27 protein-coding genes and 2 pseudogenes are annotated in these 26,619 nt (G+C 71.8%); 12 read left to right on the top strand and 17 right to left on the bottom strand.

Annotated features, from left to right (window positions below; all coding sequences use genetic code 11):
* Positions 1–58: 58 nt before the first annotated feature.
* Entirely contained in the window at positions 59–1,219 is a 1,161-nt protein-coding gene (locus ACZ4E1_RS12395; RefSeq protein WP_467538415.1) for a zinc-dependent metalloprotease, read from the bottom strand.
* Positions 1,220–1,295: 76 nt separating this feature from the next.
* Positions 1,296–2,771, bottom strand: coding sequence for a D-alanyl-D-alanine carboxypeptidase/D-alanyl-D-alanine endopeptidase (dacB, locus tag ACZ4E1_RS12390; protein WP_467538413.1), 1,476 nt, complete (start codon positions 2,769–2,771; stop codon positions 1,296–1,298).
* Positions 2,772–2,865: 94 nt separating this feature from the next.
* On the opposite strand from dacB, the gene ACZ4E1_RS12385 reads away from it, so the two are divergent.
* Both ACZ4E1_RS12385 and ACZ4E1_RS12380 read left to right on the top strand, forming a co-directional pair.
* Entirely contained in the window at positions 2,866–3,357 is a 492-nt protein-coding gene (locus tag ACZ4E1_RS12385) for an inorganic diphosphatase (protein WP_188338262.1), read from the top strand.
* A 147-nt stretch (positions 3,358–3,504) separates the two neighbouring features.
* Positions 3,505–5,163: a threonine/serine exporter family protein gene (locus ACZ4E1_RS12380; RefSeq protein WP_467538409.1), complete on the top strand. Its 1,659-nt coding sequence runs from the start codon at positions 3,505–3,507 to the stop codon at positions 5,161–5,163.
* Positions 5,164–5,466: 303 nt separating this feature from the next.
* Here the strand turns inward: ACZ4E1_RS12380 and ACZ4E1_RS12375 are convergent.
* Positions 5,467–6,111: pseudogene (locus ACZ4E1_RS12375) on the bottom strand (DedA family protein); the annotation flags it as partial.
* Positions 6,112–6,258: 147 nt separating this feature from the next.
* On the opposite strand from ACZ4E1_RS12375, the gene ACZ4E1_RS12370 reads away from it, so the two are divergent.
* Positions 6,259–6,636 (top strand): YbjQ family protein, encoded by a 378-nt coding sequence (locus tag ACZ4E1_RS12370; protein ID WP_188338259.1) that lies wholly within the window; start codon positions 6,259–6,261, stop codon positions 6,634–6,636.
* A gap of 15 nt (positions 6,637–6,651) precedes the next feature.
* Here the strand turns inward: ACZ4E1_RS12370 and ACZ4E1_RS12365 are convergent, their stop codons facing one another.
* Positions 6,652–7,425, bottom strand: a complete 774-nt coding sequence (locus ACZ4E1_RS12365) for a MerR family transcriptional regulator (RefSeq protein WP_467538406.1) — start codon at positions 7,423–7,425, stop codon at positions 6,652–6,654.
* A 155-nt stretch (positions 7,426–7,580) separates the two neighbouring features.
* Between ACZ4E1_RS12365 and ACZ4E1_RS12360 the strand changes: the two genes are divergently transcribed.
* Entirely contained in the window at positions 7,581–9,008 is a 1,428-nt protein-coding gene (locus tag ACZ4E1_RS12360; protein ID WP_467538404.1) for a glutamate decarboxylase, read from the top strand.
* Positions 9,009–9,024: 16 nt separating this feature from the next.
* Here the strand turns inward: ACZ4E1_RS12360 and ACZ4E1_RS12355 are convergent, their stop codons facing one another.
* Together ACZ4E1_RS12355 and ACZ4E1_RS12350 are read right to left on the bottom strand one after the other, a co-directional pair.
* Positions 9,025–9,642 carry a PadR family transcriptional regulator gene (locus ACZ4E1_RS12355; protein ID WP_467538402.1) on the bottom strand — a complete coding sequence of 206 codons (618 nt, stop codon included), beginning with the start codon at positions 9,640–9,642 and terminating at the stop codon, positions 9,025–9,027.
* Positions 9,643–9,691: 49 nt separating this feature from the next.
* Positions 9,692–10,234, bottom strand: coding sequence for a DinB family protein (locus ACZ4E1_RS12350; protein WP_467538400.1), 543 nt, complete (start codon positions 10,232–10,234; stop codon positions 9,692–9,694).
* A 232-nt stretch (positions 10,235–10,466) separates the two neighbouring features.
* On the opposite strand from ACZ4E1_RS12350, the gene ACZ4E1_RS12345 reads away from it, so the two are divergent.
* Entirely contained in the window at positions 10,467–10,706 is a 240-nt protein-coding gene (locus tag ACZ4E1_RS12345; protein ID WP_188338254.1) for a DUF397 domain-containing protein, read from the top strand.
* Between the two features lie 14 nt (positions 10,707–10,720).
* On the opposite strand, the gene ACZ4E1_RS12340 is transcribed toward ACZ4E1_RS12345, so the two are convergent.
* Positions 10,721–11,218, bottom strand: coding sequence for an ATP-binding protein (locus ACZ4E1_RS12340; protein ID WP_467538398.1), 498 nt, complete (start codon positions 11,216–11,218; stop codon positions 10,721–10,723).
* Positions 11,219–11,486: 268 nt separating this feature from the next.
* On the opposite strand from ACZ4E1_RS12340, the gene ACZ4E1_RS12335 reads away from it, so the two are divergent.
* Together ACZ4E1_RS12335 and ACZ4E1_RS12330 are read left to right on the top strand one after the other, a co-directional pair.
* Positions 11,487–12,383, top strand: coding sequence for a helix-turn-helix domain-containing protein (locus tag ACZ4E1_RS12335; protein WP_467538396.1), 897 nt, complete (start codon positions 11,487–11,489; stop codon positions 12,381–12,383).
* A 98-nt stretch (positions 12,384–12,481) separates the two neighbouring features.
* Entirely contained in the window at positions 12,482–13,957 is a 1,476-nt protein-coding gene (locus ACZ4E1_RS12330; RefSeq protein WP_467538394.1) for an aldehyde dehydrogenase family protein, read from the top strand.
* Between the two features lie 94 nt (positions 13,958–14,051).
* Here ACZ4E1_RS12330 and ACZ4E1_RS12325 read toward each other — a convergent pair whose 3' ends face one another.
* Together ACZ4E1_RS12325 and rpmG are read right to left on the bottom strand one after the other, a co-directional pair.
* Positions 14,052–14,309: a type B 50S ribosomal protein L31 gene (locus ACZ4E1_RS12325; protein WP_188338250.1), complete on the bottom strand. Its 258-nt coding sequence runs from the start codon at positions 14,307–14,309 to the stop codon at positions 14,052–14,054.
* A 5-nt stretch (positions 14,310–14,314) separates the two neighbouring features.
* Entirely contained in the window at positions 14,315–14,479 is a 165-nt protein-coding gene (rpmG, locus tag ACZ4E1_RS12320) for a 50S ribosomal protein L33 (RefSeq protein ID WP_467538391.1), read from the bottom strand.
* A gap of 147 nt (positions 14,480–14,626) precedes the next feature.
* On the opposite strand from rpmG, the gene ACZ4E1_RS12315 reads away from it, so the two are divergent.
* The gene (locus ACZ4E1_RS12315) at positions 14,627–15,115 is read left to right on the top strand and encodes a hypothetical protein (RefSeq protein WP_467538389.1); all 489 of its coding nucleotides are present in this window, start codon (positions 14,627–14,629) and stop codon (positions 15,113–15,115) included.
* 231 nt (positions 15,116–15,346) lie between these two features.
* Here ACZ4E1_RS12315 and ACZ4E1_RS12310 read toward each other — a convergent pair whose 3' ends face one another.
* The gene (locus ACZ4E1_RS12310; protein WP_467538387.1) at positions 15,347–17,467 is read right to left on the bottom strand and encodes an FUSC family protein; all 2,121 of its coding nucleotides are present in this window, start codon (positions 17,465–17,467) and stop codon (positions 15,347–15,349) included.
* A gap of 18 nt (positions 17,468–17,485) precedes the next feature.
* Positions 17,486–18,622: a DUF2786 domain-containing protein gene (locus ACZ4E1_RS12305; RefSeq protein ID WP_467538385.1), complete on the bottom strand. Its 1,137-nt coding sequence runs from the start codon at positions 18,620–18,622 to the stop codon at positions 17,486–17,488.
* 147 nt (positions 18,623–18,769) lie between these two features.
* On the opposite strand from ACZ4E1_RS12305, the pseudogene ACZ4E1_RS12300 reads away from it, so the two are divergent.
* Positions 18,770–18,886: pseudogene (locus ACZ4E1_RS12300) on the top strand (nitrilase-related carbon-nitrogen hydrolase); the annotation flags it as partial.
* Positions 18,887–18,946: 60 nt separating this feature from the next.
* Positions 18,947–20,620: a bifunctional 3'-5' exonuclease/DNA polymerase gene (locus ACZ4E1_RS12295; RefSeq protein WP_467538383.1), complete on the top strand. Its 1,674-nt coding sequence runs from the start codon at positions 18,947–18,949 to the stop codon at positions 20,618–20,620.
* A 7-nt stretch (positions 20,621–20,627) separates the two neighbouring features.
* Here ACZ4E1_RS12295 and ACZ4E1_RS12290 read toward each other — a convergent pair whose 3' ends face one another.
* Entirely contained in the window at positions 20,628–21,413 is a 786-nt protein-coding gene (locus ACZ4E1_RS12290; RefSeq protein ID WP_467538381.1) for an MBL fold metallo-hydrolase, read from the bottom strand.
* A 54-nt stretch (positions 21,414–21,467) separates the two neighbouring features.
* Between ACZ4E1_RS12290 and ACZ4E1_RS12285 the strand changes: the two genes are divergently transcribed.
* Positions 21,468–21,929 carry a GNAT family N-acetyltransferase gene (locus ACZ4E1_RS12285; protein ID WP_467538379.1) on the top strand — a complete coding sequence of 154 codons (462 nt, stop codon included), beginning with the start codon at positions 21,468–21,470 and terminating at the stop codon, positions 21,927–21,929.
* Positions 21,930–21,943: 14 nt separating this feature from the next.
* Here the strand turns inward: ACZ4E1_RS12285 and ACZ4E1_RS12280 are convergent, their stop codons facing one another.
* Complete coding sequence (locus tag ACZ4E1_RS12280) at positions 21,944–22,888, bottom strand: LysR substrate-binding domain-containing protein (protein ID WP_467538377.1); 945 nt, start codon at positions 22,886–22,888, stop codon at positions 21,944–21,946.
* A 91-nt stretch (positions 22,889–22,979) separates the two neighbouring features.
* Between ACZ4E1_RS12280 and ACZ4E1_RS12275 the strand changes: the two genes are divergently transcribed.
* Complete coding sequence (locus ACZ4E1_RS12275) at positions 22,980–24,053, top strand: YeiH family protein (RefSeq protein ID WP_467538374.1); 1,074 nt, start codon at positions 22,980–22,982, stop codon at positions 24,051–24,053.
* 141 nt (positions 24,054–24,194) lie between these two features.
* Here ACZ4E1_RS12275 and ACZ4E1_RS12270 read toward each other — a convergent pair whose 3' ends face one another.
* The 4 genes from ACZ4E1_RS12270 to ACZ4E1_RS12255 form a co-directional block, all read right to left on the bottom strand.
* Positions 24,195–24,632, bottom strand: coding sequence for a hypothetical protein (locus tag ACZ4E1_RS12270; protein ID WP_467538372.1), 438 nt, complete (start codon positions 24,630–24,632; stop codon positions 24,195–24,197).
* Positions 24,633–24,643: 11 nt separating this feature from the next.
* The gene (locus ACZ4E1_RS12265) at positions 24,644–25,210 is read right to left on the bottom strand and encodes a Pycsar system effector family protein (protein ID WP_467538370.1); all 567 of its coding nucleotides are present in this window, start codon (positions 25,208–25,210) and stop codon (positions 24,644–24,646) included.
* Positions 25,211–25,272: 62 nt separating this feature from the next.
* Positions 25,273–25,656 carry a hypothetical protein gene (locus ACZ4E1_RS12260; protein ID WP_467538367.1) on the bottom strand — a complete coding sequence of 128 codons (384 nt, stop codon included), beginning with the start codon at positions 25,654–25,656 and terminating at the stop codon, positions 25,273–25,275.
* Positions 25,653–26,615 (bottom strand): hypothetical protein, encoded by a 963-nt coding sequence (locus ACZ4E1_RS12255; protein WP_467538365.1) that lies wholly within the window; start codon positions 26,613–26,615, stop codon positions 25,653–25,655. Before ACZ4E1_RS12255 ends, ACZ4E1_RS12260 begins: the two co-directional genes overlap by 4 nt.
* Between the last annotated feature and the right edge of the window lie 4 nt (positions 26,616–26,619).

The raw sequence follows: 26,619 nt of genomic DNA, 5'->3' as shown, positions 1-26,619 counted from the left end.
ATGGGTGATCCTGCGCCATTCCTGGCGTGGCCGATCGCGCGGGGCCCCCTCGCCGGGCTCAGTCCTCGCCGTGCGCGCCGCCCGTCGCGCCGTCCGTCTTGTTGTGCACCCGCGCGACCCAGTCCGCCGGTTTGGCGATCTCCGCCTTCGTGGGGAGCGTGTTCGGCGAGGTCCACACCCGGTTGAAGCCGTCCATGCCGACCTGGTCGACGACGGCCCGTACGAAGCGCTCGCCGTCGCGGTACTGGCGCAGCTTGGCGTCGAGGCCGAGGAGCTTGCGCAGGGCCAGGTCGAGGCGGGAGGCGCCCTTCTGGCGGCGCTCCTTGAACTTCTCGCGGATCTCTCCGACGCTCGGCACGACGGCCGGTCCGACGCCGTCCATCACGTAGTCCGCGTGCCCTTCCAGGAGGGACATGACGGCGGTGAGGCGGGCGAGGATCTCGCGCTGGGCGGGCGACTGGACCATCTCGACGAGCGAGCGGCCACCGTCGTCCTCCTCGGTGTCGGGGCGCCCGCCGGACAGCGACTGGACGGCCTCCCTGATGCGCTCCAGGAACGTCGACGGGTCGACGTCGGTCTCGGCGAGGAACGACTGGATCTCGCCCTCCAGGTGGTCCCGCAGCCAGGGCACGGCGGTGAACTGGGTGCGGTGCGTCTCCTCGTGCAGACACACCCAGAGCCTGAAGTCGTGCGGGTCCACGTCGAGTTCACGCTCGACGTGCACGATGTTCGGCGCGACGAGCAGCAGCCGGCCACCGCCGTCGGGGGCGGCCGGCAGGTCGCGGGTGGCGGGCGCGAAGGTCTCGTACTGGCCGAGGACGCGCGAGGACAGGAACGACAGCAGCATGCCGAGCTCGACGCCGGTGACCTTGCCGCCGACGGCGCCGAGGACGGCCGGTCCCGCGCCCGGGCCGCGGCGCTCCTGCATCTTGTCGAGCAGCGGCTTGAGGATCTCGCGGAAGCCCGCCACGTTGGCCCGCACCCAGCCGGGGCGGTCGACGACGAGGACGGGGGTGTCGTGCTCCCGGTCCGTGGCCATGCGCGTGTAGGCGCGCACGTGCTCCTCGGAGGACTTGGCGTGCCGGCGCAGCTCCGCGACGATGGCGCGCGCCTCGTCGCGGCTCACCTCCGGGCCGGGCCGTACGAGTCGGGTCGCGGTGGCCACCGCGAGGTTCCAGTCGACCATCCCTGATGAGGCAGCGCCGCCGATGCTCGTCATGCGTCAACGGTACGTGACCCCTCGCGTACGCGGAGGGGGTTGAACCCTGACGAAACCCTGAGTCCGGCCCCCGGGCTCAGCGGCAGCCGCAGTTGGCGACGGAGGACGCGAGCCGGTCCAGGCCCGCCTGGGCGGCCTGGGGTGCGGGGGCGCCCTCGGTCATGAACGCGAAGACGAGGAGGCGCCCGTCGGCGTCGACGACCGACCCGGCGAGGGCGTTGACGCCGGTGAGCGTGCCGGTCTTGGCGCGGACCAGGCCGATGCCGGAGGCGTCCGCGGGGTCGGCGTAGCGGCTGCTGAGGGTGCCGGTGAAGCCGGCGACGGGCAGGCCGGTGAGCACGGGGCGCAGTGCGGGGCGGTGCGGGTCCGCGGCCTTCGCGAGGAGGCCGGTCAGCAGGTTCGCGGAGACCTTGTCGGCGCGGTCGAGGCCGCTGCCGTCGGCGAAGTGGGCGCCGGCGAGCGGCAGGCCGAGCTTCTCGAGCTGCTTCTTGACGGCGGTCCCGGCGCCGTCGAAGTCGTGGGACTCGTCGGCGGCGATCGCGGTCTGCCGGGCCAGGGCCTCGGCGATGTCGTTGTCGCTGTGCGTCAGCATCCGCTCGACCAGGGCGGACAGCGGCGGGGACTCGACCTTCGCGACGTCCTCGGCCTGCCCGGACGCCTTGGAGGGGGCGGGGTCGCCCTTGGTGCGCACGCCGCGGTCGTGGAGCAGGCCCGCGAACGTCCGGGCGGCGGCGGCCGCGGGGTCGCCGTCGCGCGGGGCGGGCCCGCTGCCGGAGTCGTCGAGGCGGGCCTCGTCGGCCATGAGGGGGCTGACCCGGGCCAGGTTCTCGTTGGGGCCGATGGGGTGGGTGTCGGGGCCGGAGTACAGCGAGGTGTCGTAGGTGAGTGTGACTTCGGTCATGCCGTCCTTCTTGAGGGCGGCGGCGGTGTCGTCGGCGAGATCGCGCAGGCTGGCGGCGCCGTAGGGGTTCTTCTTGCGGGCGGTGAGGGTGGGGTCGCCGCCGCCGACCAGGAGGAGCTCCTTGCCGTCCTTCTCCAGCTTCGTCCGGGTCGCGATGCGGTGGTCGGGGCCCGCGGCGGTGAGCGCGGCGACGGCGGTGGCGAGCTTGGTCGTGGACGCCGGGGTGAGCGCGTCGCCCGCGGCCTTGCCGTAGAGCCGCTCTCCGGTGACGGCGTCGACGACGGCGGCGGCGCGGCGCGGGCCGAACGCGGCGTCCTTCAGGAGCGGGTCGAGGACCTCGGCGAGGGCGTCCTTCGCGGGGCCCGGCACGGACGCTCCGGGGGCCGCGAGGACGGCGGGGGCGCTGGGCGCGGCCGGGGCGGCGGGGGCCCTGCGGCCGTGATGTGCGCCACCAAGGGCCTCCGGAGAGGCCGCCCGGTCCGCCTCGGCCTTACGCTGACCCGAAGCGTCCCAAGGGCCGGCCGAGACCGCGACGACGGCCGCGAGGGCGAGACCCACCGCCGTCGCACCCACCGTCACGTGCTTGGTCTTGGTCAGCGCAGCGGTCTTCGCCACGCTCGTCAAGAGCTGCGAAGCCTTCAGTTCCGGCACCGCGGACCAGCCCCTTTCGCGATCACACACCTGCGTGAGGGACACTTAATCACTGCATCACCAGACGTTTGTGTTGATCATGGAGGAGCCACCGGTGGAGTTCGACGTTCTGATCGAGATCCCTAAGGGATCGCGGAACAAGTACGAGGTCGACCACGAGACCGGTCGCATCCGCCTCGACCGTCGTCTGTTCACGTCGACGGCCTACCCGACGGACTACGGCTACGTCGAGAACACCCTCGGCGAGGACGGCGACCCGCTGGACGCCCTGGTCATCCTGGACGAGCCGACGTTCCCGGGCTGCCTCATCAAGTGCCGCGCCATCGGCATGTTCCGTATGACGGACGAGGCCGGCGGCGACGACAAGCTGCTGTGCGTCCCGGCGACGGACCCGCGGATGGAGCACCTGCGCGACATCCACCACGTCTCCGAGTTCGACCGCCTGGAGATCCAGCACTTCTTCGAGGTCTACAAGGATCTCGAGCCCGGCAAGTCCGTCGAGGGCGCCGACTGGGTCGGCCGCACCGAGGCCGAGGCCGAGATCGAGCGTTCCTACAAGCGCGCCCAGGACCAGGGCGGTCACTGACCCCCGCGCCTGACGCACCGCGCCTGACGCTTCGCGTCGAACGGGCCGCACCTCCCCGACCGGGGTCGTGCGGCCCGTTCGTGTATCCGTGCGCATACTGAGGCGTACGGGAGGCAGACGCGTACGTAGTCGTACGAAGGGCGAGAGGTGTCGGAGCGGGAGTCGGAGGCGCCGGAGGACCGCAAGCCGCAGTCCGACGAGGCGCGCAGCGCGTTCACGCAGCCGAGCGGTGTCGCACCGCCGGCTCCGGTGGTGGAGGAGGATTCCTCGACCACCTCGGAGTTCTCGGTCCCGGAGGGGCTGAGCGTGCACGCGGCCGAGGTCGTGGAGGTGGAGGGCTCGGCCTTCACGCCGCCGAGGACATACAGCTCACGGCAGTCGCCGCCGGCGTTCACCCCGGCGCAGGGCATCCCGGTCGTGCGGCTCACCAAGGAAGCTCCCTGGCAGGACCGGATGCGCACGATGCTGCGCATGCCGGTGGCCGAGCGGCCCGCGCCGGAGAAGGTCCACAAGGAGGACGAGACCGGGCCGGCCGTGCCGCGCGTGCTCGACCTGACGCTGCGTATCGGGGAGCTGCTGCTCGCCGGGGGCGAGGGCGCCGAGGACGTGGAGGCGGCGATGTTCGCCGTGTGCCGGTCCTACGGGCTCGACCGGTGCGAGCCGACGGTGACGTTCACCCTGCTGTCGATCACGTTCCAGCCCTCGCTGGTGGACGACCCCGTGACGGCCTCGCGGACGGTGCGGCGCCGGGGCACCGACTACAACCGGCTCGCGGCCGTGTTCCGGCTCGTGGACGACATCAGCGACGAGGACGTCGAGGTGTCCCTGGAGGAGGCCTACCGGCGCCTCGCGGAGATCCGCCGCAACCGGCACCCGTATCCCGGCTGGGCGCTCACGGCGGCGAGCGGGCTGCTCGCCGGGGCGGCCTCGATCCTCGTCGGCGGCGACCTGATCGTGTTCTTCGCCGCGGCGATCGGCGCGATGCTGGGCGACCGGCTGGCGTGGCTGTGCGCCGGGCGCGGGTTCCCGGAGTTCTACCAGTTCCTGGCCGCCGCGATGCCGCCCGCGGGCATCGGCATCCTGCTCACGCTCGCCAGCGTCGACGTGCGGGCCTCGGCGGTGATCACCGGTGGACTGTTCGCGCTGCTGCCCGGGCGGGCGCTCGTGGCGGGCGTGCAGGACGGTCTGACCGGCTTCTACATCACGGCGGCGGCCCGGCTCCTGGAAGTCATGTACTTCTTCGTCGGCATCGTGATCGGCGTGCTGATCATGCTCTACGTGGGTGTGCAGCTGCACGCCGAGTTGAACCCGGAGGCCGCGCTCAAGGTCATCGACCGGCCGTACTGGCAGATCGCCGCGTCGATGGCGCTGTCCCTGGCGTTCGCGGTGCTGTTGCAGCAGGAGCGCTCCACGGTGCTCATGGTGACGCTGAACGGCGGGGTGGCCTGGGTCGTCTACGGGGCGATGCACGTGGCGGGCGGGATCTCGCCGGTGGCGTCCACGGCGGCGTCGGCCGGGCTCGTCGGCCTGTTCGGCCAGCTCTTCTCCCGGTACCGCTTCGCGTCCGCGCTGCCCTACGTCACGGCGGCGATCGGGCCGCTGCTGCCCGGTTCGGCGACGTACTTCGGGCTGCTGGCCATCGCGCACAACGATGTGAACGCGGGGCTCGTGTATCTGTCGCAGGCCGCGGCGCTGGCGATGGCCATCGCGATCGGGGTGAACCTGGGCGGCGAGATCTCCCGCCTCTTCATCCGCTCCCCCGGCGCGGAGGGCCGCCGCGCGGCCAAGCGCACGCGAGGTTTTTAGCGGGACCCGGTCCCGGTCCTGCCTGGTGAGGTCTCGTCGCCGGGTGCCGCCCGGTGGGGCTTCTCGCGCAGTTCCCCGCGCCCCTGAAATGCAGACCCTTCGGGTCGCATTTCCCCGATACGCCCGCGCCCCTGGAGATGGCGCACGAAGTGCGCATCTCCAGGGGCGCGGGGAACTGCGCGACCAGCCACGACGGCGGGAGAGCCGCCCACGAGGAGGAACCCGGCAGACGAAAAGGCGCCCCCCGACCCCGAGCGGCTAGCGACGAGCGTGGCGCCCCCGCGAGGACGACGCACCGGAAGAGTCCGGCGCCCCGTCCTGCTCCCGCTTCGCGGAGCGCTTCGCGCGGAGGAACTCGATCGCGATCGGCACCACGGAGACGAGGACGATCAGGATCAGGATCGCCTCGATGTTCTTGTGGACGAACTCGATGTTCCCCAGCCAGGAGCCGAGCAGGGTCACACCGGCGCCCCACAGGACACCGCCGATCACGTTGAACGTGATGAAGGACCGGTACCGCATCCCGGAGACGCCCGCGATGATCGGCGTGAACGTCCGCACGATGGGCACGAAGCGGGCCAGGACCAGCGACTTCGGCCCGTGCTTCTCGAAGAACTCGTGCGCCTTCTGCACGTTCTCCTGCTTGAAGAGCTTGGAGTCCGGGCGCCTGAAGAGCGACGGTCCGACCTTCTTGCCGAAGACGTATCCGGCCTGGTCACCGAGGATCGCGGCGAGGCAGATGAGCCCGATCGCGCCCCACAGCGGGAAGTCGAGGGTGCCGGCGGTGATCAGCAGACCGCAGGTGAACAGCAGCGAGTCACCCGGCAGGAAGAAGCCGATCAGCAGACCGGACTCCGCGAACACGATCAGGAGCAGGCCCCAGATACCGAACGTGTTCAGCAAATGGTCCGGGTCCAGCCAGCTTGGTCCGAGCGCAAGCGTCATCACGGGTCCGGGCTCCTGAGGGGGTGAGGGCAACGGCAATGCGGTGCCATGCAGATCGGCGATGCAAAGTTATCAACGCCGCGCGCGGGCACCAGGTTCCAGTGGCCCTCTCAGGATGCACTCCGGGTGAACTGTGGCAAACCTGTCGTTATGGGTATCGAAGACTTCGGCGGCGGCCAGAATCCGCAGGCGGATGTGCTCGTCGTCACCACGAACGACGTCCCGGGGTACCGGGTGCAGCAGGTGATCGGCGAGGTGTTCGGCCTCACCGTGCGCTCGCGCCACCTGGGCAGCCAGATCGGCGCCGGGCTCAAGTCCATGATCGGCGGCGAGCTGAAGGGCCTCACCAAGACGCTGGTCGAGACGCGGAACCAGGCCATGGACCGGCTCGTGGAGCAGGCACGCGCGCGGGGCGCCAACGCCGTGCTCATGTTCCGCTTCGACGTGACGGAGGCGATGGACGGAGCGGCCGAGGTCTGCGCCTACGGAACCGCCGCCGTCATCGCCCAGGAGACCACCGCGCCCTGAGCCGGGCCGGCGCCCTCACTCCCCCGCGTGCCGCTCCGCGTTCGCGCGGATCGCGTCGCGCAGGTGCTCGGCGACGCCCTCGCCCATGGCGTCGTAGAACGCCTTGAAGCGCTCGTCGGCCACGTACATGTCGCCGAAGCAGACGTGCATCTCGTAGGAGACCTCGAAGTAGTTCTGGCTGATGTGCCGCCGGTGCTCCTCGGCGAGTTCCATGGCCGCGGCGCCGGACGGCTGCTCGCCGGAGGTGACGAGGGCCGCGTAGCGGCGGCCCCAGTCCTCGACCTCCGCCTGGATGCGCTGCCAGTCCTCCTTCGTGTAGGTGGCGGCGCGGCGCTGGGACTCGGCCCAGGCCTCGGTGTTGCCCCAGCGCTGCTCGGCCTCCTCCTGGTACTGCTCGGGGTCCTTGTCCCCGAAGACCTCGAAGCGCTCCTCCGGGGTGAGCTGGATTCCCATCTTCTGCGCCTCCATGGCGTGTTCGACGGCCTCGGCCATCTTCTGCAGCTTCTCGATGCGGGCGGTCAGCACCTCGTGCTGGCGCCGCAGGTGCTCGCGCGGGTCGGTCGCCGGGTCGTCGATCAGGGCCTGCACCTCGTCCAGCGGGAAGCCGAGCTCCCGGTAGAAGAGGATCTGCTGGAGCCGGTCCAGGTCGGACGCGGTGTAGCGGCGGTGTCCCGCGTGGTTGCGCTCGCTCGGGACGAGCAGCCCGATCTCGTCGTAGTGGTGCAGCGTGCGCACCGTGACCCCGGCGAATCCGGCCACCTGGCCGACCGAGTGGACCGAGGAGGTCATGGCCGCTCCTTTCCCGCAGCGGTTCTCCGTACGTGCCCCAGCTTGGGTCCTCACGCCGCGTGAGGTGCAAGCCCGACGCCAGGGCGCCCGATATGCCCGTTCCGCGATGTCTGCCTAGGCTGGCGCGGGGGACGCCGCTCACGAAGGAGTCGCCGATGCCTCCGCTGCACCACGGTCCCGCGGACCGGTCCCGGGGACGCGACGAGCGCCCGATGGCCGTCAACCCGTTCTACGGCGCGGCCGACCCCGCGGCCGGGATGACCGACGCGCCGCCCAAGCACCGGCTGCCGGACGGTCCGCTCGCGCCGACGACCGCGTACCAGCTGGTGCACGACGAGCTGATGCTCGACGGGAACGCTCGGCTCAACCTCGCCACGTTCGTGACGACGTGGATGGAACCGCAGGCGGACGTCCTCCTGGCCGAGTGCCGGGACAAGAACATGATCGACAAGGACGAGTACCCGCGCACCGCCGAGCTGGAGCACCGCTGTGTCGCGATGCTCGCGGACCTGTGGCACGCGCCCGACCCGACGGCCGCGGTGGGCTGCTCGACGACCGGGTCCAGCGAGGCGTGCATGCTGGCCGGCATGGCGCTCAAGCGCCGCTGGGCGAAGCGGAACGCGGACCGCTACCCCTCGCGCGACGCCCGCCCGAACCTGGTGATGGGCATCAACGTGCAGGTCTGCTGGGAGAAGTTCTGCGACTACTGGGAGGTCGAGGCGCGGCAGGTCCCGATGGAGGGCGACCGCTTCCACCTCGATCCGACGGCCGCCGCCGAGCTCTGCGACGAGAACACGATCGGTGTCGTCGGCATCCTCGGCTCCACCTTCGACGGGTCGTACGAGCCGATCGCCGACCTGTGCGCGACGCTCGATCAGCTCCAGGAGCGGACCGGGCTCGACATCCCGGTGCACGTCGACGGGGCGTCCGGCGCCATGGTCGCGCCGTTCCTCGACCCGGACCTGGTGTGGGACTTCCGGCTGCCCCGGGTGGCCTCCATCAACACCTCCGGGCACAAGTACGGCCTGGTCTACCCGGGCGTCGGCTGGGCGCTGTGGCGGGACCCGGACGCGCTGCCCGACGACCTCGTCTTCCTGGTCAACTACCTGGGCGGCGACATGCCGACCTTCGCCCTGAACTTCTCGCGGCCCGGCGCGCAGGTCGTCGCCCAGTACTACTCGTTCCTGCGGCTCGGCCGGGCCGGCTACCGGGCGGTGCAGCAGGCGTCGCGGGACGTGGCGCGCGGGCTGGCCGAGCGGTTCGAGGCGCTCGGCGACTTCCGGCTGCTCACGCGCGGCGACGAGCTGCCGGTGTTCGCGGTGACGACGGCGCCGGACGTGACGGCGTACGACGTCTTCGATGTGTCGCGGCGGCTGCGCGAGCACGGCTGGCTGGTGCCGGCCTACACGTTCCCCGCGCACCGCGAGGACCTCGCCGTGCTCCGCGTCGTGTGCCGCAACGGGTTCTCGGCGGACCTGGCCGCCCTGCTCGTCGACGATCTGACCCGGATCCTGCCCGACCTCCGCAGCCAGCCGCACCCGCAGGTCCGCGACAAGGACGCGGCGACGTCGTTCCACCACTGACGCGCACCGACCCCGGTCAGTGCGCGGCGTACGGGTTCTCCTGCCCGTCCGCGAGGACCCCGACGAACGGCTCGCCCTCGCCCGCGAAGGTGTACGCGCCGCCCTCGATCCGGGCGACGAGCGCGCGGGTCCACTCGGCGCCGGTGTCGGCGGTGAACACCCAGTGGTTCATGATCTCGCCGATGTGGCCCAGCTGCTCCGGGCCGCCCTCGGGCGTGTAGTGCTCCGTGACGGACGCGCGCCACTCCTCGATGCGCCGCACCCGCTCCCGGAGCAGCGCGACGACCTCCGCGCGCGGCAGGTCGACCATGAAGCCGAGCGCGGCCGAGAGGGCGTCCGGCTTCTGGTCGCACGCGGTGAGGGACTCGCGCAGCAGGGTCAGGTACTCCCGCGTGCCGCGCTCGGTGACCTCGTACTCGGTGCGGGGCGGGCCGCCGGCCGTCGACGGCGCCACCTCGTGCGCGCGGAGCAGTCCTTGCTTCGCCATCTGCTTGAGCGCGTGGTAGATCGATCCCGGCTTCGCGTTCGACCACTCGTGGGCGCCCCAGTACTCCAGGTCGCTGCGCACCTGGTAGCCGTGCGCGCGGCCGTGCTGCCGTACGGCCCCGAGGACCAGGAGGCGGATCGCTGACATGCGCTCAGCGTAGAACCCGCGCACTTGCGCGGCCCCCGGGGATGTGCCCTCAGCCCTGCTGCGCGAGCCCCACCAGTTCGAACGCGGTCTTGCCGTCCAGGGACTCGCGGATGATGTCGGCGTGGCCGGCGTGCCGGGCCGTCTCGCGGATGAGGTGCAGGCCGAGCCAGCGCAGCGAGACCTCCTGGCCGTCGGGGAACCAGGGCTCGTCGGGCAGCGGGAAGGTGTCGTCCAGGCTGGGGGCGTCGTGGAAGAACTTCTCGGTGCGCCGCGCCACGTCCTCGTAGTAGTCGAGCAGCGACCGCACGGTGTCGGTGCCCTCGACCATCTGGAAGCCGATGCCGTACGACTCCGGGTCGCGCTTGGTGTCCGGCTCGGTCCGGCTCGCCAGGGCCACCCAGCCCTGTTCGACCTCGGCCACGTGCTTGACGAGGCCGCCGAGCGAGAGCTCGCTCGCGCTGGGCTTCGCGGCGGCCTGCTCGTCGGTCAGCCCCAGCAGGGTGCGGCGCAGGCCGCCGCGCTGCTCGGCGATGAAGGCCAGGAGCGCGCCGCGCTCGTCGCCGCGGGCCTCGGGGTTCACGTGCATGACCATCGGAAACACCTCTCGTCGTTCGCCGGACTCGATGAGAAGAAACTACGCGGGATGTAGGTCGGATCCTGTCCTCTTTGCGAGAGACGCACCGAGGTTCTGTAGTCGCGGGACCACCCCGCGTGCACGTGCATCTGCTCATGCAGAAGATCTTGGGCGAGGGCTATGATCCTGATCAGCCGGGGCAGTTGTCCCATGCACCCATGCACCACGAGAACCACCGGGGGAGCGAACCGTGCACCACGTGTACAACGGCATGGCGGCCACGGAGTTGCACGGAGTGGTCTGGCAGAAGAGCAGGCACAGCAACTCGCAGGGCTCCTGCGTGGAGTTCGCGAAACTGCCCGGCGGCAAGATCGCCGTACGCAACTCGAACTTCCCCGAGGGCCCCGCGCTCGTCTACACGCCCGCGGAGATAGAGGCCATGCTCCTGGGCGTGAAGGACGGGGAGTTCGACCATCTGACGGTCGCCTGAGCGGCGCCCGGCACTCACACCCGGAACAGGGCCCAGACGACTTTGCCGCTCAGCGCGCCGGCCATCGGGTGCCAGCCCCAGCTGTCACTGAAGGACTCGACGAGGAACAGGCCGCGCCCCGACTCGGCCGCGAAGTCATCGCACACGTCGGCCTCACGGGCCACCGGGCTGTCGTTGCTGGGGTCGCGCACCGCGCACACCACGCGTGAGGCCCAGCGCATCAGATGCAGCCGCACCGGCGGGTCCTGGTCGTAGGGCGTGTCGGCGGGCAGCGCGTGGCGCAGCGCGTTGGTGACGAGTTCGGAGACGACCAGGCAGATGTCGTCGAAGCGCTCGGGCACGTCCCAGTCGCCGAGCGTTCTGCGACTGAACTCCCTTGCGCTGCCCACCGCTTCGTAGCGGGCGGGCAGGGCGCAGGAGGCGGCGCTGGACACCGCCGAGGGATCGAGCGGGGGAAGACTCTGCCTCAACGCGTCGAAAGGCTCGAGCATGGTCGATCCGTTCGTCCCCATGCGAGGCACTCCCCATTTTCGCAGTACGTAGCGAGCGGTGGTGACGACCATGGTTCCGAATGCGCAGAACGGATGCAAGGGCAGATGCACGTGCACGCGCCGGACTTGACCATTCCCGTACCGCTTCTTGCTCATTTCTTCCCGCGACTTCTTCCAAGTTCTCACGCATCGCTTTCGCCTCTTCTCCCTTTCCGTAACCGTGCGAGTACGGGCCGGAGCGTTTTAGTGGCAGACTTCGGCCCCTGATGGATCAGGGAGGTTGGACGACGTGACCGCTGGGGAGTCCTGGGCGTCGCCCCAGGCGCTGGGGCCGGGAGGCGGCTCGGTGGTGCGGCGCATCCTGCTGGGCTCGCAACTGCGGCGCCTGCGGGAGTCGCACGGCATCACACGCGAGGCCGCCGGTTACTCGATCCGCGCCTCCGAGTCGAAGATCAGCCGCCTGGAGCTGGGCCGCGTGAGCTTCAAGGCACGCGACGTGGAGGACCTGCTGACCCTGTACGGGGTCACGGACGGCGCCGAGCGCGAGGCCCTCCTCTCCCTGGTCAAGGAGGCCAACTCCACGGGCTGGTGGCACAGTTACACCGATGTGCTGCCCGGCTGGTTCCAGACCTACGTGGGCCTGGAAGCCGCCGCCTCGCACATCCGCGGCTACGAGGCCCAGTTCGTGCACGGCCTGCTGCAGACCGAGGCGTACGCCCACGCGGTCGTCGAGCAGGGCATGCGCGGCGCCGCCCCCGAGGACGTCGACCGGCGCGTGGCGCTGCGCCTGGAGCGGCAGAAGCTGCTGGTCGCCGAGCAGGCCCCGGAGCTGCACGTGGTGCTCGACGAGGCCGCGCTGCGCCGGGTGCACGGCGGGCCCGAGGTGATGCGCGGACAACTGCGCCACCTGATCGAGCTGGCCGAGCGGCCCCGGATCACCCTCCAGGTCATGCCGTTCGACCGCGGCTGGCACGCGGGCGAGTCGGGCAGCTTCACCCTCCTCACGTTCCCCGAGTCGGACCTCTCCGACGTCGTCTTCCTCGAACAGCTCACCAGCGCCCTGTACTTGGACAAGCGCGAGGACGTCACCCAATACGAGAAGGCGATGACGCTCCTGGCCGAGCAGTGCCCGGATCCGGCGGAGAGCATCGGACTGCTCCAGCGACTACTGACCGAATTCGCCTGAATGCAAAGCGAGTTGGCTCATCTCTTGCCATAACTGACCGGTGCCGGACGTACGATGACGTCCCATCAGCCGTCCGGCGCTTCAGCAAGGGATTTGCCATGACGTCACAGTCCTCGCACACGTACTTCACCGATCTGGACCGGCAGTACATCGACGGCACGTGGCGCGAGGGTCGCGGGTCGTGGGACATCATCGACTTCAACCCGTACAACGGGGACAAGCTGGCGTCGATCACCGTCGCGTCCGTCGAGGAGATCGACGAGGCGTACCGGGCGGCCGAGCGGGCGCAGAAGGAGTGGGCGAAGACCAACGCGTACGCGCGCCGGATGGTCTTCGAGCGGGCGCTGCGCCTGGTCGAGGAGCGCGAGGCGGAGATAGCCGAGGCGATCATCGACGAGCTCGGCGGCACCCGCGTCAAGGCCGGTTTCGAGCTGCATCTGGCCAAGGAGTTCCTGCGCGAGGCGATCCAGCTGGCGCTGCGCCCGCAGGGCCGGGTCATCCCCTCCCCCGTGGACGGCAAGGAGAACCGGGTCTACCGGGTGCCGGTCGGCGTCGTCGGCGTCATCTCCCCCTTCAACTTCCCGTTCCTGCTCTCCCTGAAGTCGGTCGCGCCCGCGCTGGCGCTCGGCAACGCGGTCGTGCTGAAGCCGCACCAGAACACTCCGATCGTGGGCGGCTCGCTCGTTGCGAAGATCTTCGAGGACGCGGGCCTGCCGGCCGGTCTGCTCAACGTCGTGATCACCGACATCGCCGAGATCGGCGACGCCCTGCTCACCCACCCCGTGCCGAAGGTCATCTCCTTCACCGGCTCGGACAAGGTCGGCCAGCACGTGGCGACGGTCTGCGCCTCCCAGTTCAAGCAGGCGGTCCTGGAGCTCGGCGGCAACAGCGCGCTGACCGTCCTCGACGACGCCGACATCGACTACGCGGTCGACGCGGCCGTCTTCAGCCGCTACGTGCACCAGGGCCAGGTCTGCATGGCCGCGAACCGCATCCTGGTCGACCGCAAGGTCGAGAAGGAGTTCACGGAGAAGTTCGTCGCCAAGGTGAAGACGCTGAAGGCGGGCGACCCGCGCGACCCGTCGACCGTGATCGGCCCGGTCATCAACTCCACGCAGGCGGACGCCCTTTCGGCGGTCGTCGAGCAGGCGGTCACGGAGGGCGCCACGGCGCTCGTGCGCGGCGCGGTCGACGGCAACCTGGTCGAGCCGGTCGTCCTGGCCGGCCTGCCCGCCGACTCGCCCGTCCTGCGGCAGGAGATCTTCGGCCCGGTCGCGCTCCTCATCCCCTTCGACGGCGACGAGGAGGCGGTGCGGATCGCGAACGACACCCCGTACGGGCTGAGCGGTGCCGTGCACACGGGCGACGTCGAGCGGGGCGTGGCCTTCGCCCAGCAGATCGACACCGGCATGATCCACGTCAACGACGGCACCGTGCACGACGAGCCGCTGGTCGCCTTCGGCGGCGAGAAGCGCTCGGGCATCGGCCGGCTGAACGGCGAGGCGACCGTCGAGGCGTTCACCACGCAGAAGTGGATCTCGGTCCAGCACGGGCGCTCGCAGTTCCCGTTCTGACCTCACCTCGATCACGGAACGACAGCAGGCCCGGCCCCGGAAGGGGTCGGGCCTGCTGTCTTTGCCGGAATCAGCCGCGGAGTCGGCCGCGGGGTCAGCCGCCGTAGCGGCGCCGGAAGGCCTCGACGCGGCCCTCGGTGTCCAGGACCCGCTGCTGGCCGGTGTAGAAGGGGTGGCTCGCGTCGGAGATCTCGACGTCGAACACGGGATACGTGTTGCCGTCCGACCACTCGATCGTCCGGTCCCCGAGCTTGTCGGAGGCAGTGATCGTCGAGCGGGTCAGGAAGGCGCTGCCCGCCGCGCGGTCGCGGAACACGACCGGGGCGTACTCGGGGTGGATGCCGTTCTTCATGAAAGTCAGCGCTCCTCTCGGAAGTCGACGTGCCGGCCCGCCACGGGGTCGAACTTGCGCAGGGTCAGGCGGTCGGGGTCGTTCCGCCGGTTCTTGCGGGAGACGTAGGTGAAGCCGGTCCCGGCGGTGGACCTGAGCTTGATCACCGGTCGGAGTTCGTTGCGTGCCATGGACCCCAGTATATGGAAATGACTTCCGTTTTCAATAGCTGGCCGGGAGAGGTACGTCACCATGGCGGGGCGTGACGGCTGGTAACTTGCTGCGGCGGTCGCACGACGGGAGCGACCGCTGTGACAGCCGTGAAACAGGGGGAAGTTGTGCGCATCAGGAACGTACGGATCGTCGCGGGTGCCGTGGCCGTCGTGGCGGCGCTGGCCGTGACCGGCTGCAGCAGCGACAGCGGCGGCGGCAAGAAGGACCGGGGCTCGGACAGCGGCTCGTCCTCGTCGACCGACGGCGGCTCGACCGGCGGCGCGTCCGGTTCCACGGGCTCCGTGAAGGACACGGAGGGCATCTGGAGCGCCACGAGCGGCGGGCAGCCCGTCGTGCTCGTGGTCGGCGGCAAGCAGGCCTCGCTCAGCACGGGTGACGGGCACCTGTGCTCCGGCACGGTGTCCGACGGGGCCGCGCCGACGTTCGTCCTCAAGTGCGCGGACGGCAGCACGGACCGGACGACCGGCAAGGTCGAGTCCAACGACGGCAAGTCCATGCAGGTCAGCTGGGACGGCGGCAAGACCGACGCCTTCACCAAGTCCGAGGACGGCAAGCTCCCGGGCGGCCTCCCGACGGGCCTCCCCACGGGCTGACCTCCGGTCGAACCCGGTCCGGCCCGTCTCGTAGTCGACTTCCGGCCGGTGGGGGCTGGTCGCGCCCCGCGGCGGAGCCGCAGATCGATACAGCCCCGCGCCCCTGAAATGCAGACCCTTCGGGTCGCATTTCCCCGATGCCCAAGCCCCTGAGATGGCGCACGAAGTGCGCATCTCAGGGGCGCGGGGAACTGCGCGACCAGCCACGACGTACCGGTCACCCGGCGACGCTCAAGACGTGGCAGCCCGCTCCCCCGAATCCTTCACCCCCATCGGCGAAGCCTCCGTGTCCAGCGCGTCGGACAGGTCCCCCAGCGTCTCCAGCAACAACCCGGCGCCCCGGCGAACGACCCGGTCCGGAACCCCGTCCCCGTCCCAAGCGGCCAGCGCCTCCCGCACGGGATCCCAGCGCGGCACCCGCCGCTCACGGATCGCCCGCGCCCCGTCACGCGTCGCCTTGAGCAGCGCGTCGGCGAGGACGGACGCGGCCGGCACCGGCGTGGCCCCGCGCTCCGGCAGATGCGCCTCCATCAGCATCGCCACCCGCCCGAGATGATGCAGCGCCTCGGCCGCGTCGTCGGCCGCGGCCCGTGTGAGACCGCGGCTGCGCACCGGTTCGGTCTTGGCCCGGGCCAGCGCCTGTTCCCACGCGATGTGCGCGTCCCGCGCCTTGAGCAGCGCCTCCCGCACGTCCGGGCAGGCCTTGCCCTCGGGCCGGGCGTAGTGCCCGACGACGGCCGCCGCGTACTCGCCGAGCGCGACGAGCCGGTCGGCGAGCCGGGTGCGCAGGCGCGGGGTCTCCCAGGCCGGGTAGAGCGCGTAGGCCAGCATGGCGAGCAGTCCGCCGACCAGGGTGAGCACGACCCGTTCGACGACGGTCTGGTCCCAGCTCTCGCCGCCCATGCCGAGCAGGAAGACGACGTACGCGGCGATGCAGGCCTGCGCGGCGAGCTGCCCCGTGCGCATCAGCAGGTACATCAGTCCCGCGCACCCCACGGCGAGGGCCGCCGCCGTGTACGTGCCCGGGTGGGCGATCCGCACGATGCCGGTGGCCACCGCGACCCCGACGAGCGTGCCGGCGAAGCGGGCGACCGCGCGCGAGTACGTCTGCGAGAAGTCGGGCCGCATGATCATGACGGCGGACATGGGCGCCCAGTAGCCGTGCCCGAAGGGCAGCGCGTTGCCGAGGAGGTAGCCGGCGAGGGCGACCGCGGTGACCCGGGTCGCGTGCCGCAGGATCGGCGAGCCCGGCCGGGCCTCGCGGCGCACGGCCCGCGCGGCGGCGGGCAGCAGCCGGAAGAGGGACGGGCGGCGCAGGGAGGCGGCCGGGTCGGCGGGGCGGCGGCGGACGTCGTCGTCCTCGGTCCGGGTGCCGCCGGCCGTCTCCACGACGTCCCGCAGCAGCGAGCCGAGCCGTTTCGCCGCGCGCTGGGCGGGCCCGGTGAGGATCGCGCCGGTGTCGGGGCTGCGGAACGCGGCGACCGCGCCGCCCGGGATCGTCACCGGTTGCCCCTGGCGGATGGCGCGCGCGGCGGCGTCGAGGATCGAGCCGGAGCCGGCGAGCAGTTCCCGCACCCGGTCCCGCTCGGGGCCCTCCGCGGGCGCCCCGACGGCCGGATCGGCGAGCGAGGCGAGGACGGGCCTGATCCGCTCGGCGAGCCCGCGCGTGCCGCGCAGCTGGGCGGGCCGGGTGCGGGCCTGGCGCGGCGTGAGCGCGGCGGCGCTGCGGGCCAGCATGAGCGGCTCGGGGTCGAAGGGGGCGACCGGGTCGTGGCGCAACCGGCGCGCGTAGTCGGCCTCGGCGGCGAGCGCGTCGGCCAGCGCGTCCCGCTGGGCGCCCCAGCGCCGTACGGGGAAGAGGATCACCAGGGCCGCCTGGACCAGGCCGCCGACGATCATCATGGCGGCGTGCGCGGCGGCGCCCGCGACGGAGGTCGGCAGGGTGATCGTGACGAGCATCATCGCGACGTTCGACGAGGCGATCAGGCCGATGGTCGGGCCCGCCGCCCAGGCCAGTCCGGCGAGGAAGGTCCACAGCGCGAGCAGCGGCAGGAACAGGGCCAGGTGCGAGCCGGTGAGGTAGCCGACGAAGGTGGAGACGCCAAGGCTCGCGCCGGAGGCGAAGGCCAGCTCGGGACGCGGGCGCCAGCTCCGCTGGAACGTGGCGATGGCCGCCTGGAACGCGCCGAAGGCCGATCCGGCCGCCACCTCCGGCCCGAACAGCCACAGGCTCATCGCGATGACGAGGGCGAGTCCGGCGGCGCCGCGCACCGCGATCAGCGGTTCGAGCCGCTTGCGCTCGACGCTCAGCCCCGAGCGCGTGGTGTCCTTCAGCGCCCGGAACCAGCTCACCCGGCCAGAATACGGGGACTAAGCGGGATCAATCTCCTCGGAGGATGACGAACCGGACAGCCGGGTGCGGTCCGCCGCCGAGCGGCCCTCGTGCCAGCCCGCCTCGTCCGAGACGCCCCGCATCCGCGTCGTCACCGTCTCCGGGAACATCTCCTCCGTGCGGCCCGTCACCGCCACGTCCCGCGCGGCCAGCACCGGCAGCAGCTCCCCGCGCTCCTCCGTGACCTCGTCCGCGACCGCCGCCAGCCGGTCACCGATCCGCTGCGCGTACGCGGCCAGGAACGACTGCCGGAACGTCTTCGTACGCTTGCGGCCACCCGCCCGCTGCTCCGCCTCGGCCCGCGTCATCGCGGCCGTGGCCTGCACCAGGAGCGAGGTGTACAGCAGCTCCACCGCCTCCAGGTCCGGTGCGAAACCGACGACCGTGGAGAAGCCGAACGCGCTGTTCCACACCGCCTGGCAGCGGTTCGCCCCCGCGACCGCGGCGAGCAGCACCGCCTTCGCCGTCTCGTAGGGCGCGTCGACGCCGATCCGGCAGGCCGCGGGCGCGTCCTGCGCGTGCGTACGGGACGCGAGCAGCGCCTCGTCCACCGAGTGCCGGGCCATCAGCTCCTGCGCCTTCGCGGACAGCGCCTCGGCCTCCGGCGGGTAGCCGGTCGCCTCCGCCTTGGCGAGCAGCGCGCGGATCCGGGCCAGGGTGCGCGGCTCACCGGCCACGGGCACGCTCAGCGCCTCGCCGGGCACCGGGCCGACCGGCTCGATCGCGGGCAGCCGCAGCAGCAGCCGGTACAGCTCCAGGGTCGTCGTCGCCGCCGAGAAGCGGTCCGTGCGGGGGGCCTCGCCGGCGGGCAGGGCGTCGAGCTGCGCCGTCCAGCGCGGGGGCAGGACGTCGTAGCGGCCCGTCTCGGCGCGGATCAGGCGGGCCGCGAGGCGGGTGTGCGCGGTGTCGGGGCCCAGGTCCCGGACGACCATGCGGTGCAGATCGGCGGGCTGCCAGCCGCGCTCCCAGGCACGGCGCACGAGCTCGCGTCCGCGCCGGGCGAGCTCGGTGTCGGACGCGGGGTCGGCCGCGAGGAGGGAGGCGGCGGTGTCCACGTCGCCATCGGATCCGTACAGAGCCTCGGCGAAGGCGCGATCGACGGTGCCTTCGCTCATGTCCCTGTCTCCCTCTCGGTCTCCCGGTCGTCTCCCCGGCTTCGATGATCTCAGGGCCGCGGGGCGCCCGGGATGCCGGGCGGGGCGGGGCTGGGACGCTCGGGACATGAGAGTGGCACCGGCCCAGACGGACTGCGTGCTCGGGGCGTCGAGGTGCACGAGGCGCGGCGTCAGCGGCGCTCGGTGCCGCTGGTCGCGGAGGCGCGGCTCGGGCTCGTCGACCGGGAGGTCAGACGGCTGATCGACGAGGGCGGCGACAGCTGACCCCGGTGCCCGGACGCGGCCTGCCCGGGGATTGTCAGTGGCCGGTGTGAGACTCGCTGCATGACCGGACGATGGGTGCTCGCCCCGACCGAGTCCGGCGGCGCGGAGCTCGCGCCGCTGGGCGACGACGGGCTGCCCGCGGGCCCCGTCGTGCGCGAGCCGGACCTCGCCGAGGCGGTCCGCTCCCGGCCCGACGTGACCCGCTGGGTCTGGCGCGACACCCACACCGTGTACCCGAGACTGCTCGCCGCCGGCGTCCGCGTCGAGCGCTGCTACGACATCGAGGCGGCGGAGAACCTGCTGCTGGGCCACGAAGGGCGGCACGGCGAACCCCGCTCGGCGGCCGCCGCCCTGGCCCGCCTGCGCCAGGCCCCCGTGCCCGCCGATCCGCCGCCGCGCACGGCCGCCCCCGGCTCCCAGTCCTCCCTCTTCGAGCCCCGCCCGCCCGTCGACGTGCCGCTGCCCGACCTGGTCGAGGTGTATGCGGAGCAGCAGCGCAGACACGCGGCGGCCGAGTGGCCGGAGCGGATGCGGCTGCTCACCGCGTCGGAGTCGGCCGGGATGCTGGTCGCGGCGGAGATGCGCGCGGCGGGCCTGCCGTGGCGGGCCGATGTGCACCGGGCGGTGCTCGCGGAGCTGCTCGGCGAGCGGTACGCGGGCGGCGGCGAGCCGCGCCGGCTCGCGGAGCTGGCGGACGAGGTGTCGGCCGCGTTCGGCAGACGGGTGCGGCCCGAGCTGCCGGCGGACGTCGTGAAGGCGTTCGCCCAGGCCGGCATCAAGGTCGCCTCGACGCGCCGCTGGGAGCTGGAGTCCGTCGACCATCCGGCGGTCGCGCCCCTGATCGCCTACAAGAAGCTGTACCGCATCTACACGGCCCACGGCTGGTCCTGGCTCCAGGACTGGGTGCGGGACGGACGCTTCCGCCCCGAGTACCTGCCGGGCGGCACGGTCTCGGGCCGCTGGACGACGAACGGGGGCGGGGCGCTGCAGATCCCCAAGGTGATCCGCCGCGCGGTCGTCGCCGACCCGGGCTGGCGGCTCGTCGTGGCCGACGCGGCGCAGATGGAGCCCCGGGTGCTCGCGGCGATCTCGCGCGACCCGGCGTTCATGGAGGTCGCGGCCCAGTCCGGCGACCTGTACCAGTCGGTCTCGGACCGCGCCTTCTCCGGCGACCGCGACCAGGCGAAACTCGCCGTCCTCGGCGCGATATACGGGCAGACCTCGGGCGACGGCCTGAAGAACCTGGCGCTGCTGCGCCGCCGCTTCCCGCGCGCGGTCGCGTACGTCGACGAGGCGGCGCGGGCCGGCGAGGAAGGGCGGCTCGTGCGCACCTGGCTGGGCCGCACCTGTCCCCCGGCGGCGGGCGCCTCCGGGGCGGAGGAGGCGGGCCTCCCCCAGGACGAGGCCGCCCCCGACTCCCCGTACGGCTACGCCTCGACGAACTCCCGTGCCCGGGGCCGCTTCACCCGCAACTTCGTCGTCCAGGGCAGCGCCGCCGACTGGGCCCTCCTCCTGCTCGCCGCCCTGCGCTCCACCCTGGCCCCGCTCGCCGCCGAGCTGGTCTTCTTCCAGCACGACGAGGTCATCGTCCACTGCCCCGAGCACGAGGTCCCGGAGGTGACGGAGGCGATCGAGCGGGCGGCGGCGACGGCGGGGCGGTTCACTTTCGGCCAGACGCCGGTGCGGTTCCCGTTCTCGGTGGCGGGGGTGGAGTGTTACGCGGACGCGAAGTGAGCAGTCTTCAGCGGCGCCGGATCGCGAACTCGGCGCCGGGCGCGGCGTGTTCGACGGGGCCGTCGAAGCGCGTGGCCGCCCGGTCCACCGCCTCGCGCGGGGTGAGCGAGCGCCCCACGTGCGTGACGATCAGCCGTCCGGCGCCGGCCTTCGCGGCGGTCTCCCCCGCGTCCTCGGGCGTGTGGTGGACCCGTTCGGACTCCGGCACCTCCGCCGGGTGCCGGTCGCTGTCGGCCTCGCAGAGCAACACATCGCATCCGGCGGCCAGTTCGGTCAGGCTCGCGCAGGGGGCCGTGTCGCCGGAATACGCCAGGGAGCCGCCCGCGCCGTCGACCCGCAGCCCGAAGGCGGGCATGCCGTGGGCGACGGCCCGGCCGGTCAGGCGGAGGGGGCCGACGTCCACCTGGTGCCCGTCGTACAACTCCGTGATGGCGAAGGCTGATTCGACCGGGCTTCGGTCCGCGCCGTTCGTCAGGAACCCGGCGAGGCGGTCGGCGATGCCGGGCGGCCCGTACAGCGGGATCGGGGCGGTGAGGGTGAGGTCGGCGTAGAGCGCGCCGTAGTAGGCGGTGAGCAGGTCCGCGCTGTGGTCGGCGTGCAGGTGCGAGATCCAGATGGCGTCGAGTGCGTCGAGGCGCGTGTACCGCTGGAGCGGGCCGAGCGTGCCGCTGCCCGCGTCGACCCAGATACGGGCGCCGCCGCCCGTCACCAGATAGCCGGAGCAGGGATTGTCCGCGCTCGGATAGGGCGTCGCGGAGCCCAGGACCGTGAGGTGCAGCGTCTGATCAGCCATTGCGCGACCCTAGTGGCGGCGACGCTCTCCCGCCGCCCGTTAAGGTCGGGCCCCATGCACCCCGACGATCACGCCCTGCGCCCCGCGACCCGAGCCGACCTGCCGGTGGTCCTGGCCCTGCTCGCCGACGAGGACCGCGTCGTGGCCCCGGCGACCGTGGTCGTGACGGAGGCCCACGAGCGGGCCTTCGCGGCGATCGACGCCGATCCGCGCAACGAGATGCTGGTGCTCGTGGAGCCGGGCGGCACGATCGTGGGCTGCCTCCAGGCCACGTACATCCCGGGGCTCGGCAAGGGCGGCGCCGAACGGGCGCTGATCGAGGCGGTGCGGGTCCGCGCCGATCGGCGGGGGTCGGGCCTCGGCCGGGCCCTGATGTCCCGGGCGATCGAGCGGGCCCGCGAGCGCGGCTGCGCCCTCGTCCAGCTGACCAGCAACAAACAGCGGTCCGACGCCCATCGGTTCTACGCGGGGCTGGGGTTCGCGCGCAGCCACGAAGGCTTCAAGCTCCCCCTGTAGCCGAGCGCGGCGCCTCACACCGCCTGGGCCACGCCGAGCAGACGCACGGCCGCCTCCGGGAGTTCGCGACCCTTCAGCCACACCGCGTGCAGCAGACGGCGCAGCGGGACCGCCGGATCGACCTCGATCTCGCGCAACCGGCCGTGATCCACGTCCTCCTGGACGGCCAGCGCGGACAGCACCGCGGGGGCCAGGCCCTGGACGGCCGCGCTGCGCAGGGGCGCGGTGGAGCCCAGTTCGAGTATCGGCACGGCCACGCCGTCGTACGGACGCAGCGCCTTCTCCAGGGTCTCGCGGGAACCGGAGCCCGGCTCCCTCAACAGCAGGGGCGTGTCGGCGAGTTCGCGGCCCGAGAGCGGGCGGCGGCGCCGGGTCCAGGGATGGCCCGGGGCCACGACCACGGCGAGACGGTCGCGGCCGACGACCGTGCGGTGCAGGTCGTCCGGCACCCAGGGCCCCTCGACGAAGCCCAGGTCGCAACTGCCGCGGCGCAGCGCCTCGATCACCCCGGAGCTGTTGGTGACGGTGAGCCCGACGTGCGTGTCGGGCGACTCCTCGCGCAGCCCGACCAGCCAGCCCGGCAGCAGTTCCTCGGCGATGGTCAGGCTCGCGGTCACCAGGAGCCGCTGGTCCTGCCGGGACCGCAGTGCGGCGGCGCCCGCGACGAGCGCCTCCGCCTGCTCCAGCAGGGACCGCGCCCAGTCGCCGACCACCGCGCCGGCGGGCGTGAGCCGCGAGCCCGAGGTCGAACGGTCCAGCAGCTTCAGCCCCAGTCGCCGCTCCAGCGTCCGCATCCGGGCGCTCGCGGACGGCTGACTGATCCGCAGCCGCGCGGCGGCCCGGCCCAGACTCCCGGTCTCGGCGACGCAGACGAGCAGTTGCAGGGCGTGCAGATCGGGAAGCGGGCGCGGGGTGCCTTCGCCGGCTCGGTCAGCGGCGCGGTCGAACTCCGAGGTCATCGGCAGGCTCGTACGGTCATAGCCGAACCCTATGACCTGCCCCGGAGATCGCGTCTAGTGGGTACCACCGGCCCGGCGCACGCTGAGATCCATGGTTCTCACCGGTCCGTCACGCCAACGCCGCACGTCGGCGCCGCCCGCCGCCCCTCGCGCGGAGCGCCTCGCCCCGGGCCTCGCGCTCGCCGCGGCGGGCGTGGCGGTGGCGTACGGGATCCACCGGCTGCTGCCCGCCGTACCGATGCTCACCGCGGCCGTGGTGCTCGGCATCGCCGCGGCCCATCTGCCGGTGGCCGCTCCCCTCGTACGGGGTGCCGCGCGGCCCGGGCTGTCCCTGGCGGGCAAGCGGCTGATGCGGCTCGGCATCGTGCTGCTCGGCCTGAAACTGAGCCTCGGCGACGTGGCCGGGCTCGGCTGGCCGGCGCTGGTCATGGTGGCCGGCGTCGTCCTGGTCACGTTCTTCGGCACCCAGTGGCTGGGCCGCCGGATCGGCCTCTCCGCCGATCAGTCCCTGCTGGTCGCCACGGGTTACTCGATCTGCGGCGCGTCCGCGATCGGCGCGGTCAGCGGCGTGCTCGGCAGCAAGCCTGGGAATGCCGAGCGACACGAGGCGGAGGTCGCCTCCTCGGTCGCCCTGGTCACGCTCTGCGGCACGCTCGCCATCGCCGTGCTGCCCCTGCTGCGGACCCCGCTCGGCCTGGACCCCACGGAGTTCGGTCGCTGGGTCGGCGCGAGCGTCCACGACGTCGGTCAGGTCGTCGCCACCGCCCAGACGGCGGGCCCCGAGGCACTGACCGAGGGCGTCCTGGTCAAACTGATCCGGGTCGCGATGCTGGCCCCCCTCGTCGCGGGCGTCGCCCTGAGCCGCCGCCGCACCCACACCGACCCCACCACCTCCGCCGCCCGCCCCGCACTGCTCCCCCTCTTCGTGCTGGGCTTCCTCGCGATGGTCGCCCTGCGCACCACGGGCCTCCTCACCGCCCCACTCCTCGACGCGGCCGCCACCGCCCAGGAACTCCTCCTGGCCACCGCCCTGTTCGGCCTCGGCACCGCCGTCCACCTCCCGACCCTGGCCCGCACGGGCGGCACCCGCACGGCCCTGCTCGGCCTGGCGTCCTGGGTGCTGGTGGCGGGGGTGTCGTATGCGGGGGTGCTGCTGACGGGGTGACCGTTCCGACCCTGACCTCCGACCTTGTCGAGCCGACACCACTCGATCCGGACCCCGGTGAACACCGAAGCCCTGAAAGCGACCGCGGCAGGGAACCGTCTCGCACACGGGGGCCTTCAGCGGACAGCACCGACTCTGTCGTCAGCCGCCGCCGACGACCCGGAGGTGCTGCATGAGCTCATCCGCGACCCGCTCGTGGTCTCCGCCGGCCGGGATGCTCCAGTCGGTGTCGATGTCCCGCTCATAGGCGAGCTCGGAGGTGAAGCGGATGAGGTCGGGAGCCGGCAGGTACACGTCGCGTAGCCACAGCACGAACGTGGCGGCTTCACCGGCAGTGGCCGACCCCAGAGCGACCGTGTCTCGCGCCTCGCAGTCGGCAAACCCGTCGAACTCCTCACCGTCAGCAGCCACGGCCCAGAACGACAGCCGTGCCGCGTGCGCCGCCTCGGTCCGGCAACGCACTTCGGGGAAAGAACCACTGAGCGCCCGACCGAACGCGGCCAGATCCAGCCTCCAGCCCTGCGGATCCCCCAACGGGGTATAGAAGAGATAGGCGGTCCTGCGCATGCCGTCGTCCATGCGTTCCGTCCTCACCCCTGCCCCACCATCAGGGCCACCATGACCGCCACCACACCGACCGCGAAGCAAGCGAGTCCCACCCGGATCCAGCGATGCTTGGCGGCAACAATGCCACTCGTGTCGCGCAGCGCTGTCAGGAGCCCGGCCAGAGGATCTGTGTCGGTACCTCGAACGGCTTCAGCCAGTAGTCCTGACCGGGCGGCCAGCCGAATGTCGAGGAAATACGTCAGAGGAAGGCCCGGCCGCCACCGACTCGCCCGGTAGCGGGGAGCAGTGGCGAAGAGCAGAAATCCCACCGACAGGATCCAGGCGAGCGCACCGGCCCCGCCCAGTACCCGGCCTGTCCCGTGGAGCAGCACATTGCTCCATCCTCCGCTCAGCACCGCGCCCGCGCATACTCCGATCGCCCCGATGAGAACGGACGCCTTGGTGTCCGCACGGCCGATCTCGGCCCGTAGGTCGGCCAGTAAGTGTTCGGCGGCCCGCACCCCCACAGCTTCCTGCTGCCTTCCCTGCGCCCTGAGCACATCAACGGCACCGTCCAGGGGAGCGGGTGCCGCCGCCGTCGCATCAGTCATGTCGGTCACTCCTGCCGGTCACAGCGGACCCGAGTCGTGCGTGCTTGGATCACCTGTCGCTCCTACAGCACAGGGAAGACCGTCCAGGCGGCAGCTCCCAGACCGCTGAGCCACAGCGACCCCCGGTGCCCCAGCCGTGTGACCGCCTCGTGGACAGCCGTCAGCAGCGTGGCCATGCATCTGTGTCCCCCGCAGGCGAGCGTGCACACCGCGTCCCCGTACGCGTAGGCGAATGCCGGCGCATGACCCGAGATCCGGCGCTGGGCCCGAGTCCAGCAGTACTCCGGCAGCAGCAGCCCGGTCACCAGGACGTTCAACACGTATTCGATGGCCACGCCCACATGCCTGACCAAGGGGGCCGACGCCCACCTCAGCGCCACGTAGAGGCAGCCACCGATGGCCACGAAGGAAACGAGGGTGTGCAGCACCTCCGGCGGTGTGTTCACTCGCTCTCCTGCTGCAGGTCGGGGTCCTTCGCCCGCTCCAACTGCTCTCGGTAGAGGGGCTGCTTACGGGTACGGCCCTGGCCGGCGTCGATGAGCCGGGCCTTCACGCTCTCCAGGGCAGCCCGTGCGGTCTCCTCCACCATGTGGTCTTCGACCACTCCGCTGTCCAGCAGCCTCTCGATGATCCGGATCTGGTTGCCGCTCGCCTCCCGCTCATCGTCGCGGATGGAGGAGATCGCCAGCGGGATGTCACCCGGGTTCTTCGCCAGGTGTGCGCCCCATCGGGTCATCTCGCCTTGGGACAGCAACGTGGCATAGAAGTGGCTGCGACTCTCCAGCATTTCTTGGTCGTTGCCGTCCTGAAGCCGGGTCAGTTCGTGTGCGGAGCGCGTGCGCACCTTCGTGTAGTCGATGCTGCGCAGCTGGCTCAGTTGACTCATTGCCTCTTCATCGAGACCGAGCCGGACCTCACAGTGAATTTCCAGTCCTTCGGCAGTGGCCACCGGTTCGGCCATCAAGGCATCCATCACCGCCGCCTCGGCGGCGGCGCTCTTCTCGATGGCGTACTGGCGGCTTGCCCTGCGCATACGAGTGAGCAGGCGCGGTTCGACGAGCGCGCGAACATCGCGGATCTGCTTCTCGACGATCACGAGGGGATCGGTCACCCGCCAGGTCAGATCGATTTCCGCGGAGAAGAAGGCGGCATCGCCGTCACTGGGCAGGCGGTGTTCGAGGGCCATGTGCTGGATGCCCATCTCCACCTCATACAGGGTCCGAAAGTTCTTGCTCACCAGTTCTCCCCGAGTGGGCTGCTGATGAGGCAGATAGGTCTGCGGCCGCCCTCCGGCGGTGAGAAACACGAGAGCACGCTCGGCATAGGAGGGCGGGCTGTTACGAATGAACTCGAAGCGGTGCAAGGGTCGTACGCTGCGCACCGGATCGTTGAAGGTCGGCGTCATGTGT

This window comes from Streptomyces sp. NPDC025806 (genome assembly GCF_055558275.1).
Note: the sequence above shows the minus strand (reverse complement) of the source record. Positions and strands in the feature narration are given on the sequence as shown.

What these genes read in the sequence shown, in the direction of transcription:
- ACZ4E1_RS12395 (WP_467538415.1), bottom strand. Translation starts at nt 1,219, where the DNA reads ATGACGAGCATCGGCGGCGCTGCCTCATCAGGGATGGTCGACTGGAAC.
- ACZ4E1_RS12370 (WP_188338259.1), top strand. Translation starts at nt 6,259, where the DNA reads ATGGGTATCGAAGACTTCGGCGGCGGCCAGAATCCGCAGGCGGATGTG.
- ACZ4E1_RS12365 (WP_467538406.1), bottom strand. Translation starts at nt 7,425, where the DNA reads ATGACCTCCTCGGTCCACTCGGTCGGCCAGGTGGCCGGATTCGCCGGG.
- ACZ4E1_RS12360 (WP_467538404.1), top strand. Translation starts at nt 7,581, where the DNA reads ATGCCTCCGCTGCACCACGGTCCCGCGGACCGGTCCCGGGGACGCGAC.
- ACZ4E1_RS12355 (WP_467538402.1), bottom strand. Translation starts at nt 9,642, where the DNA reads ATGTCAGCGATCCGCCTCCTGGTCCTCGGGGCCGTACGGCAGCACGGC.
- ACZ4E1_RS12350 (WP_467538400.1), bottom strand. Translation starts at nt 10,234, where the DNA reads ATGGTCATGCACGTGAACCCCGAGGCCCGCGGCGACGAGCGCGGCGCG.
- ACZ4E1_RS12340 (WP_467538398.1), bottom strand. Translation starts at nt 11,218, where the DNA reads ATGGGGACGAACGGATCGACCATGCTCGAGCCTTTCGACGCGTTGAGG.
- ACZ4E1_RS12330 (WP_467538394.1), top strand. Translation starts at nt 12,482, where the DNA reads ATGACGTCACAGTCCTCGCACACGTACTTCACCGATCTGGACCGGCAG.
- ACZ4E1_RS12325 (WP_188338250.1), bottom strand. Translation starts at nt 14,309, where the DNA reads ATGAAGAACGGCATCCACCCCGAGTACGCCCCGGTCGTGTTCCGCGAC.
- rpmG (WP_467538391.1), bottom strand. Translation starts at nt 14,479, where the DNA reads ATGGCACGCAACGAACTCCGACCGGTGATCAAGCTCAGGTCCACCGCC.
- ACZ4E1_RS12305 (WP_467538385.1), bottom strand. Translation starts at nt 18,622, where the DNA reads ATGAGCGAAGGCACCGTCGATCGCGCCTTCGCCGAGGCTCTGTACGGA.
- ACZ4E1_RS12295 (WP_467538383.1), top strand. Translation starts at nt 18,947, where the DNA reads ATGACCGGACGATGGGTGCTCGCCCCGACCGAGTCCGGCGGCGCGGAG.
- ACZ4E1_RS12290 (WP_467538381.1), bottom strand. Translation starts at nt 21,413, where the DNA reads ATGGCTGATCAGACGCTGCACCTCACGGTCCTGGGCTCCGCGACGCCC.
- ACZ4E1_RS12285 (WP_467538379.1), top strand. Translation starts at nt 21,468, where the DNA reads ATGCACCCCGACGATCACGCCCTGCGCCCCGCGACCCGAGCCGACCTG.
- ACZ4E1_RS12280 (WP_467538377.1), bottom strand. Translation starts at nt 22,888, where the DNA reads ATGACCTCGGAGTTCGACCGCGCCGCTGACCGAGCCGGCGAAGGCACC.
- ACZ4E1_RS12275 (WP_467538374.1), top strand. Translation starts at nt 22,980, where the DNA reads ATGGTTCTCACCGGTCCGTCACGCCAACGCCGCACGTCGGCGCCGCCC.
- ACZ4E1_RS12270 (WP_467538372.1), bottom strand. Translation starts at nt 24,632, where the DNA reads ATGGACGACGGCATGCGCAGGACCGCCTATCTCTTCTATACCCCGTTG.
- ACZ4E1_RS12265 (WP_467538370.1), bottom strand. Translation starts at nt 25,210, where the DNA reads ATGACTGATGCGACGGCGGCGGCACCCGCTCCCCTGGACGGTGCCGTT.
- ACZ4E1_RS12255 (WP_467538365.1), bottom strand. Translation starts at nt 26,615, where the DNA reads ATGACGCCGACCTTCAACGATCCGGTGCGCAGCGTACGACCCTTGCAC.